Here is an 8,920-nt window from a genome sequence, read left to right as displayed (position 1 = left end):
GCGAGCTTTTGCACCGCCACGGGCGAGTCGAATGACGACCATGATGTATCCTTTGGGGAAGTGGAATAACTTCCACGAAAATTGGCATTTAACCTGGCGTTTGAGACACGCGACATAACCACCCGGTTATGCGACACGCCAGACAGCCGCACATTATATCGTTCTTCACTACCATGCCCATTATTCGTCCCGGCCAATTCAGCGACATTGCACAAATTACAGCCATTTATGCCCACCATGTGTTGCATGGCACAGGAACTTTCGAGGTCGATCCGCCCACTGAGGCGGACATGGCACAGCGGCGGGCAGATGTCTTGGGCAGGAATTTGCCGTATTTGGTCGCGGTGGAGGGCCCTCAGGTGCTGGGATTCGCCTATTGCAACTGGTTCAAACCTCGCCCCGCTTACCGGTATTCGGCAGAAGATTCCATTTATCTTGCCCCAACCGCGATGGGGCAGGGGTTGGGTCGTTCATTGCTGGCCGAACTGATCAGTCAGGCCGAGCGTGCCGGCGTGCGCAAACTGATTGCCGTGATTGGAGACTCCAATAACCTGGGTTCCATTGGTGTCCACCAAAGCGCTGGCTTTGGCCATGTCGGCACACTCAAGTCATGCGGATGGAAGTTCGAGCGCTGGCTGGATGTGGTGCTGATGGACAAGGCCTTGGGCCTGGGCGATAGCGCTGCCCCGTTATGACACGGGACAAAGCGCATCAAAACACTTGCAAACTGATCCAGTAAGCCACCGCAGCGACAAACGCACTGGCCGGAATGGTCAGAATCCAGGCCCAGATGATGTTGCCGGCGACGCCCCAGCGCACGGCGCTGGCACGCCTCGTGGCACCCACGCCCACAATCGCACCGGTGATGGTGTGCGTGGTCGAGACAGGTACACCCAGTGCAGTGGCCAGAAATAAGGTGATGGCGCCGCCGGTTTCGGCGCAAAAACCACCAACCGGTTTGAGTTTGGTGATTTTTTGCCCCATGGTTTTCACAATCCGCCAGCCACCAAACATGGTGCCCAAGCCAATGGCCGAGTAGCAGATCAAAATGACCCAGGTCGGTGGACTCTGGTCTGCCACGTTGGTATAGCCGGTGGCGATCAACAACATCCAGATGATGCCGATGGTTTTTTGGGCATCATTGCCGCCATGGCCCAGGCTGTAAGCCCCAGCGGATACCAATTGCCAACGTCTGAACCATTTGTCAACCTTGAGGGGCCGGAAATTGCGAAAACTCCACGACACCAGAATCATCATGGCGGATCCCAGTAAAAAACCCAGCAGGGGAGAAACAAAAATAAATAGCACCGTTTTCAGGATGCCGGCAGAAATCAGGGAATCGACACCCGCCTTGGCAATGGCCGCACCCACAATGCCGCCAATCAAGGCGTGTGAAGAACTGCTGGGGATGCCGTAATACCAGGTGATGAAATTCCAGGTAATGGCGCCTACCAAAGCACCAAATACGACATGGGTGTCCACTACGCCTGGCAATACGATGCCTTTACCTACTGTGGCCGCCACACTCAAATGAAAAACAAAAATGGCTATTACATTGAAAAATGCAGCAAAAACAACGGCTTGGCCTGGTTTGAGGACGCCCGTGGAGACCACGGTGGCAATGGAGTTGGCGGCATCGTGAAAGCCGTTCATGAAGTCAAAAATAATGGCCATCAATACCAGAACAACTACCACCCATAACGCGGTTTGTACAGTTTCCATAGTTCTGAGCCTCGTGCCAATCAGGAGTTCTCGAGGACAACACCCTCGATCAGGTTGGCCACGTCTTCACAGCGGTCAGTTATGGTCTCCAGCAATTCGTAAATGGCTTTGAGTTTGATGAGTTCGCGGACATCAGGCTCTTCACGAAACAATTTGCTCATGGCGGTGCGCATGACCCGGTCGGCATCGCTTTCCAGCTTGTCAATTTCGTCGCAGGTTTTCAGTGCGGCATCGGCGGTGGAGGCATCGGCTATTTTGCTCAGCAATTGCACCGCATCACGGACACGCTCACAGCATTTCACGCTCAGATCGGTGAGCCGGCTGATCTCATCGGTCATGTGGTGTATGTCATACAAGGCCATGGTCTCGGCAGAATCCTGAATCAGGTCGGCCACATCATCCATGGTGTTGATCAGGCTGTGGATTTGTTCCCGATCGATAGGTGTGATGAAGGTCTTGTGGAGGGCTTTATTGACCTCATGGGTGATGCGGTCTGCAGCGCCCTCGGCATGGTTTACTTCACGGTGGTATTTTTCTCGCAGGGTCAGATCGTTGTAATTGGCAACGAGCTTGGAAAATGCATAAGCTGCCTCGACGATATGGTTGGCGTGTTGGTTGAATAGTTTGAAAAAATTGGTGTCGCGTGGAAGCAGTTTGCCAAAAAACACGGGGAACTCCTTGGGAATATTTCAATACCATGACGGTTTGATGATGGGCATGAGTTTAACTGTCAGCCAGTCAACGCCAGAAACAAAAACGCCTCGCAGCTGCAACTGCGAGGCGTTTTAAAACTGGCCGGCATCATTCAGATGCCAGCTCCTCAAGGTCATTTAGACCGCGGCAGTATCTTTCACAGACGCCGCTGCGTCGGTGTAATCCTGTACCTTGTCGAAGTTCAGGTATTGGTAGATTTTGCTGCTGGCCGCTGTCAAGACACCCATGTCGGCCATGTATTCTTCCTTGGTCGGAATCCGGCCCAGCTTCGAGCAGATGGCGGCCAGTTCGGCGCTACCCAGGTAGACATTGCTGTTTTTGCCCAAGCGGTTCGGGAAGTTGCGGGTGGAAGTGGAGAACACGGTCGCGCCTTCCTTGACCTGCGCCTGGTTGCCCATGCACAGGCTGCAGCCCGGCATTTCCATGCGGGCACCAGCAGAACCCAGCACGCCGTAATGGCCTTCTTCGGTGAGTTGTTTGGCATCCATCTTGGTGGGCGGTGCCATCCACAGCTTGACCGGGATGTCACGCTTGTTTTCCAGCAACTTGGAGGCGGCGCGGAAGTGGCCAATGTTGGTCATGCAGGAACCGATGAATACCTCGTCGATTTTGGCGCCGGCCACGTCGGACAGGGTTTTCACGTCGTCCGGGTCGTTCGGGCAGGCCACGATCGGTTCATGAATGTCAGCCAGGTCGATTTCGATCACGCTGGCGTATTCGGCATCTGCGTCGGCCTTGAGCAAATCTGGTTTGGCCAGCCAGGCTTCCATGGCCTTGATGCGGCGGTTGATGGTGCGCACATCCGAGTAGCCATTGGCAATCATCCACTTCAACATCACGATGTTGCTGTTGATGTACTCGATGATGGGTTCTTTGTTCAGGTGCACGGTGCAACCGGCGGCACTGCGCTCAGCCGACGCGTCACTTAGCTCGAAGGCTTGCTCGACCTTGAGGTCGGGCAAACCTTCAATTTCAAGAATGCGGCCGGAGAACACGTTTTTCTTGCCCTGTTTGGCCACGGTGAGTTCGCCGGACTTGATGGCGTACAAGGGGATGGCGTTGACCAGGTCACGCAGCGTGACGCCGGGCTGCATCTGGCCTTTGAAGCGTACCAGCACGCTCTCGGGCATGTCGAGCGGCATGACGCCCGTGGCCGCGCCAAACGCCACCAGGCCGGAACCTGCGGGGAAGCTGATGCCGATGGGGAAGCGGGTATGGCTGTCGCCGCCGGTGCCCACGGTGTCGGGCAACAGCATGCGGTTGAGCCAGCTGTGGATGATGCCGTCGCCCGGACGCAGCGGAATGCCGCCGCGGTTGCTGATGAACTCGGGCAACTCGTGGTGCATTTTCACGTCCACCGGCTTGGGGTAAGCCGCAGTGTGGCAGAAGGATTGCATCACCAGGTCAGCGCTGAAGCCCAGGCAGGCCAGGTCTTTCAACTCGTCACGCGTCATTGGGCCGGTGGTGTCCTGCGAGCCGACACTGGTCATTTTGGGTTCGCAGTAGGTGCCCGGCAACACGCCCTGACCTTCGGGCAAGCCGCAGGCGCGACCAACCATTTTTTGCGCCAGGGTGAAACCCTTGCCTGTGGCTTTGGGGTTTTGCGGCAGGCGGAACAGGGTCGACACCGGCAGACCCAGGGCCTCGCGCGCCTTGGCGGTCAGGCCGCGGCCAATGATCAAGGGAATGCGTCCGCCGGCGCGCACTTCGTCAAACAACACCTCGCTCTTGAGCTTGAACTCGGCAATGACTTTGCCGTCTTTCAGGGCTTTGCCCTCATAGGGGCGCAGTTCAATGGTGTCGCCCATGTTCATCTGGCTCACGTCGAGTTCGATCGGCAGGGCCCCGGCATCTTCCATAGTGTTGTAGAAAATGGGGGCAATCTTGGCGCCTAGGCAGACACCGCCAAAACGCTTGTTTGGCACAAACGGGATGTCTTCCCCGGTGAACCAGAGTACGCTGTTGGTGGCCGACTTGCGGCTGGAGCCGGTGCCGACCACGTCACCCACGTAGGCGACCAGGTTGCCACGGGCGCGCAAGTCTTCGATGAACTTGACTGGGCCGCGCTTGCCGTCTTCCTCGGGCGTGATGCCGTCACGCTTGTTTTTCAGCATGGCCAGAGCGTGCAGCGGAATGTCCGGGCGGCTCCAGGCGTCAGGTGCCGGTGACAGGTCATCGGTATTGGTTTCGCCCGTGACCTTGAGCACGGTCAGCGTGATGCTTTGCGGCACTTCGGGGCGGCTGGTGAACCACTCGGCATCGGCCCAGCTTTGCAGCACGGCTTTGGCGTGCGCGTTGCCTTGATCTGCCTTTTCCTTGACATCATGGAACTGGTCGAACATCAACAGGGTTTTCTTCAGGGCGTCAGCCGCCACGCCTGCAACTGCAGCGTCGTCAAGCAAATCGATCAAGGGCGTCAGGTTGTAGCCACCCAGCATGGTGCCGAGCAATTCGGTGGCTTTTTCACGGCTGATGAGCGTGCACTTTTCGGTGCCGTGTGCTACGGCAGCCAGGTAGCTGGCCTTGACCTTGGCTGCATCATCCACACCGGCGGGGACGCGGTGCGTGATCAGCTCCAGCAGCGTGGCTTCTTCACCCTGGGGCGGGTTCTTGAGCAGTTCGATCAACTCAGCGGTTTGCTGGGCCGTCAAGGGCAGTGCGGGGATGCCGAGAACGGCGCGTTCGGCGACGTGGGCGCGGTAGGCTTGCAACATGGTCAACTCCTTATCAATCAAAAAATACAATCAGCGGTAACAGGACAAGTGTCTGTCACGAGTGACAGACAGGGGGCAAAAAGGAGCGGTTTGATCATCAGGCAGAGAAAAAAACCTGGGCGGGATCATGGGCTGGCAACCTGGCGGTTTGGTGGGCACGCACCAGCACCTGCCAAAAATAGCGGTAACTGGCACGGTCATGCAAATGACCTTCGATTGAAATGGGCGCCCAGTCGGCAGCGTGCGCAGCACAAACAATGCGACTGGCCTGGTCCACTTCATTGGCTGCTGGCGCAAAGGCCGCCAGAATGGGGCGAATCTGATCCGGGTGGATGCTCCACATGCGGCCAAAGCCCAGAGCACGACTGGCGTACCTGGCTGCAGCTTCCAATTTTGCAATGTTTTTAAACTCGGTCACCACGCAATGAGAGGCTGTCTTGCCAAAGGCATGACATGCTGCAGTGATCGCCAACTTGGCACGCAACACCAAGGGGTGGCTGAACTGGTCGAGGTCTTCGGGCCGACTGAGTTCCGACGTACTCATGGCGCTTGCAGGAATCGCACCACCATGGGCCGAAACATAGTCCATCAGGCCAAAACTGAGTGATTCAACGCGGGGGTGCGCGGCAATGGTCGCCACGTGGTGTACCGCCAGCGGTGATTCGATCAGCACATGTATTGGCAAGGGTGTGGTACGACCGTTGGTTTTCAGCGCTTGATCAATGTGGGTCAGGGCGTGCTCGATGTCTGCTACGGTGTCCACTTTGGGGATCATGACATGGCACAGGGCCTGCGCAGAGCGCCCGATGATGGTCGCTACATCCTGCGCAAACGCGGGGTGGTCAACCGGATGCACCCGGGCCGCAACTCTGGGGCGACTCTGGGGCGGCTGCTTCTGGCTGGCAGCCCATGCGTTGGTAGCCAGCTCAGCGACCATTTGCGCATGGTCCTGCGCGCCGCCCACGGGCGCACCATCTTCGCAATCGAGTGTCACATCAAACGCACAAGTACCCAGTTCTTGCGCCAGCTCGGTTTGCAAAGCCAGACTTTTGACCATGCGCGACTGGATGCCACAATAGTGGTCGCACACTGGCAGCGGTGCCACCGCTGCCGGGCCCAGTAATGCGTCGTGTGGAGAGGTCACGAGCCTGACTTTGAACTGGATTTACAACAGGTGGGCTACGCCGGCCTGCTCGTCCTGCAGTTCTTTGAGTGTTTTGTTGATGCATTCCTGGCTGAACGCGTCGACCGACAAACCTTCGACCAACTTGTACTCGCCGCCAGCACAGGTCACCGGAAAACCGAACATGGTGTCTTTCGGAATGCCATACTCGCCATTGGAAGGTATACCCATGGTGACCCATTTGCCGTTGGTGCCCAAAGCCCAGTCGCGCATGTGGTCGATCGCTGCGTTGGCAGCCGAGGCAGCCGACGACACGCCGCGCGCGGCAATGATGGCGGCGCCACGCTTGCCGACGGTGGGCAGGAATGTGTTGGCGTTCCAGTCGGCGTCGTTGATCATGTCCTTGACGCTTTCGCCATTGATGGTGGCAAAACGGTAGTCGGCGTACATGGTGGGCGAGTGGTTACCCCAAACTGCCATTTTTTCGATGTCAGCGACTGCTTTGCCGATCTTGGAGGCCAGTTGGCTCAAGGCACGGTTGTGGTCCAGACGCAGCATGGCGGTGAAGTTCTTGCGTGGCAGATCGGGTGCGCTCTTCATGGCAATGTAGGCGTTGGTGTTGGCAGGATTGCCCACCACCAGGACGCGCACATCGCGGCTGGCCACGGCATTCAGGGCCTTGCCCTGGGCGGTGAAAATTTCAGCATTCACAGCCAGCAATTCTGCGCGTTCCATGCCCGGGCCACGGGGACGTGAACCAATCAGCAAGGCGTAATCCACGTCCTTGAAAGCGGTCATGGGGTCACTGTGGGCTTCCATGCCAACCAGCAATGGGAATGCGCAATCCTGCAATTCCATCATCACGCCTTGCAAGGCTTGTTGTGCTTTCTCAACGGGGACTTCCAGCAGGCTCAAAACGATGGGCTGATCCTTGCCGAGCATTTCACCTGAAGCGATACGAAACAGGATGGCGTAACCAATTTGACCTGCGGCACCAGTAACGGCTACACGGACGGGTTTTTTGCTCATGGTGGAATCTCCAAAAGGTTGAGGTAAAAATTCAGTGGGCGTAGGGCAAACAGGACATGGCCAGCCCCTTAGCGTGCGAAGTGTACTCTGGAAAACCCTGAGTTGTCAATTTGTCTTATGTCTTATATAAGATATGATTCGAGCAAAATGGCAATGCCGCAAATCGAGACAAATACAACATGCAAACCTTTCCTGAACCTGTCATTGAGCCCGTCTTGACGTCACCGGAGTCCGCCATTTCACAGGCCTCCTCGGCAACACCGGCATTCAGTCCGCTGTACCAGCAGATCAAGGGGTTGATCCTCAACAGTCTGCGTGTGGGTGAATGGAAGCCTGGTGAAATGATTCCCAGTGAAATGGATCTGGCGGGGCGCTTCCATGTAAGTCAAGGCACGGTGCGCAAGGCGATTGATGAGTTGGCTGCCGAGAATTTACTTTTGCGGCGTCAGGGCAAGGGCACTTTTGTCTCCACCCATGCCGAGCAACAGGTGCAATTCAGGTTTCTCAAATTAGTGCCTGACAGTGGGACCCGGGGCAGTGAAGGTCCGGCACAGCGCGACATCATTGAATGCAAGCGCAGTCGCGCCGCTGCCGATGTGGCGCGGGCATTGGCCTTGCGCCACGGTGATACGGTCCTGCAGGCCAGGCGGGTGCTCAGCTTTGGTGGGGTCCCCATCATTCTGGAAGATATCTGGTTGCCAGCAGCGCCGTTCAAAGGCTTGACCGCCGAGCAGCTGGCCAATTACCAGGGGCCCATGTACGCCTTGTTTGAGACCGAATTCAATGTCCGCATGGTGCGTGCCGAAGAAAAAATACGTGCCATTGCCGCAACGCAATTGCATGTGCAGCACCTGAACGTGGCGCTCGGCACCCCCTTGTTGAGCGTTGAACGTGTCGCCTATACCTATCGTGATGAGCCTATGGAACTGCGTCGGGGTTATTACCGAACCGACACCCATCACTACCATAACGCGCTGGGTTGATGAATAGTTTTTTAGCCGGATGTCAGCTTGAAGTCCGTTTGACGTGTCATTCTGGTAAAAGAAGACAAAGTGTTGACTGACATCAAACGAATGATGGCTTCGGCGCTTGACGCATTGCAATAGAATTTGTAAGTTATCCATTTACTCAGGGTTACCACGTTGTTACCCCCAACCATGAAAGCATCGTATGTCTGAATCAGCGGCCAGCACAGCAAAAAAACGTCCCGAGTTCTACAACATTGATGGCAAATCCCTGATCAGCTACCGATGGCCGCTGGCATCCATTGCTTCAGGCATGCACCGTGTCAGTGGTGCCATTCTGTTTTTCCTGATGCCTTTCATCATCTGGATGTTTGACAACTCCATTTCTTCAGAAATTTCTTTTTTGAAATTCAAGGCAGCCTTTAATGAGGGTATGCTGGGTTTGCCCGGCTTTATCTGGAAGCTCGTGGTTTTGGCCATCATCTGGGCCAGTCTGCACCACTTTATCGCCGGCATGCGCCACCTCTGGATGGATACCCACCACGAACACGTGACCAAGGATTTTGGTCGGCAAACCGCTGCGGTTGTTCTGGTGCTCACTCTCTCGTTGACACTGGTGTTGGGTGCCAAGCTTTTTGGTCTTTATTAAACCG

The 8,920-nt window shown here is 56.3% G+C and carries 8 protein-coding genes; 3 read left to right on the top strand and 5 right to left on the bottom strand.

Annotated elements, in window-relative coordinates; all coding sequences use genetic code 11:
- Positions 1-173: 173 nt before the first annotated feature.
- Positions 174-695 carry a GNAT family N-acetyltransferase gene (locus NDJ10_RS07580; RefSeq protein WP_296160743.1) on the top strand — a complete coding sequence of 174 codons (522 nt, stop codon included), beginning with the start codon at positions 174-176 and terminating at the stop codon, positions 693-695.
- A 16-nt stretch (positions 696-711) separates the two neighbouring features.
- On the opposite strand, the gene NDJ10_RS07575 is transcribed toward NDJ10_RS07580, so the two are convergent.
- From NDJ10_RS07575 to NDJ10_RS07555, 5 genes are all read right to left on the bottom strand, one after another.
- Positions 712-1,722, bottom strand: a complete 1,011-nt coding sequence (locus tag NDJ10_RS07575; protein WP_296160742.1) for an inorganic phosphate transporter — start codon at positions 1,720-1,722, stop codon at positions 712-714.
- Between the two features lie 20 nt (positions 1,723-1,742).
- Positions 1,743-2,390: a DUF47 domain-containing protein gene (locus NDJ10_RS07570; protein WP_296160740.1), complete on the bottom strand. Its 648-nt coding sequence runs from the start codon at positions 2,388-2,390 to the stop codon at positions 1,743-1,745.
- Between the two features lie 162 nt (positions 2,391-2,552).
- Positions 2,553-5,150, bottom strand: a complete 2,598-nt coding sequence (gene acnB / locus NDJ10_RS07565; protein WP_296160738.1) for a bifunctional aconitate hydratase 2/2-methylisocitrate dehydratase — start codon at positions 5,148-5,150, stop codon at positions 2,553-2,555.
- 97 nt (positions 5,151-5,247) lie between these two features.
- Entirely contained in the window at positions 5,248-6,294 is a 1,047-nt protein-coding gene (locus tag NDJ10_RS07560) for an aldolase/citrate lyase family protein (protein ID WP_296160736.1), read from the bottom strand.
- 21 nt (positions 6,295-6,315) lie between these two features.
- On the bottom strand, positions 6,316-7,302 hold the full coding sequence (locus tag NDJ10_RS07555; protein ID WP_296160733.1) for a malate dehydrogenase: 987 nt from the start codon (positions 7,300-7,302) through the stop codon (positions 6,316-6,318).
- Between the two features lie 179 nt (positions 7,303-7,481).
- On the opposite strand from NDJ10_RS07555, the gene NDJ10_RS07550 reads away from it, so the two are divergent.
- Both NDJ10_RS07550 and sdhC read left to right on the top strand, forming a co-directional pair.
- Positions 7,482-8,285, top strand: a complete 804-nt coding sequence (locus NDJ10_RS07550; RefSeq protein ID WP_296160732.1) for a GntR family transcriptional regulator — start codon at positions 7,482-7,484, stop codon at positions 8,283-8,285.
- A gap of 187 nt (positions 8,286-8,472) precedes the next feature.
- Entirely contained in the window at positions 8,473-8,916 is a 444-nt protein-coding gene (sdhC, locus tag NDJ10_RS07545) for a succinate dehydrogenase, cytochrome b556 subunit (RefSeq protein ID WP_296160728.1), read from the top strand.
- Positions 8,917-8,920 lie beyond the last annotated feature (4 nt).

The sequence above is a fragment of the Rhodoferax sp. genome (assembly GCF_023700745.1).
In the GTDB taxonomy this organism is placed as follows: Bacteria; Pseudomonadota; Gammaproteobacteria; order Burkholderiales; family Burkholderiaceae_C; genus Rhodoferax.
The sequence above is the reverse complement of the archived record's forward strand: the minus strand, read 5'-3'. Positions and strand labels throughout refer to the sequence as shown.

Bases quoted from the DNA above. Each gene is read 5' to 3' on its own strand.
- NDJ10_RS07575 (WP_296160742.1), bottom strand. From the start codon at position 1,722: ATGGAAACTGTACAAACCGCGTTATGGGTGGTAGTTGTTCTGGTATTG.
- sdhC (WP_296160728.1), top strand. From the start codon at position 8,473: ATGTCTGAATCAGCGGCCAGCACAGCAAAAAAACGTCCCGAGTTCTAC.
- NDJ10_RS07550 (WP_296160732.1), top strand. From the start codon at position 7,482: ATGCAAACCTTTCCTGAACCTGTCATTGAGCCCGTCTTGACGTCACCG.
- acnB (WP_296160738.1), bottom strand. From the start codon at position 5,150: ATGTTGCAAGCCTACCGCGCCCACGTCGCCGAACGCGCCGTTCTCGGC.
- NDJ10_RS07580 (WP_296160743.1), top strand. From the start codon at position 174: ATGCCCATTATTCGTCCCGGCCAATTCAGCGACATTGCACAAATTACA.
- NDJ10_RS07555 (WP_296160733.1), bottom strand. From the start codon at position 7,302: ATGAGCAAAAAACCCGTCCGTGTAGCCGTTACTGGTGCCGCAGGTCAA.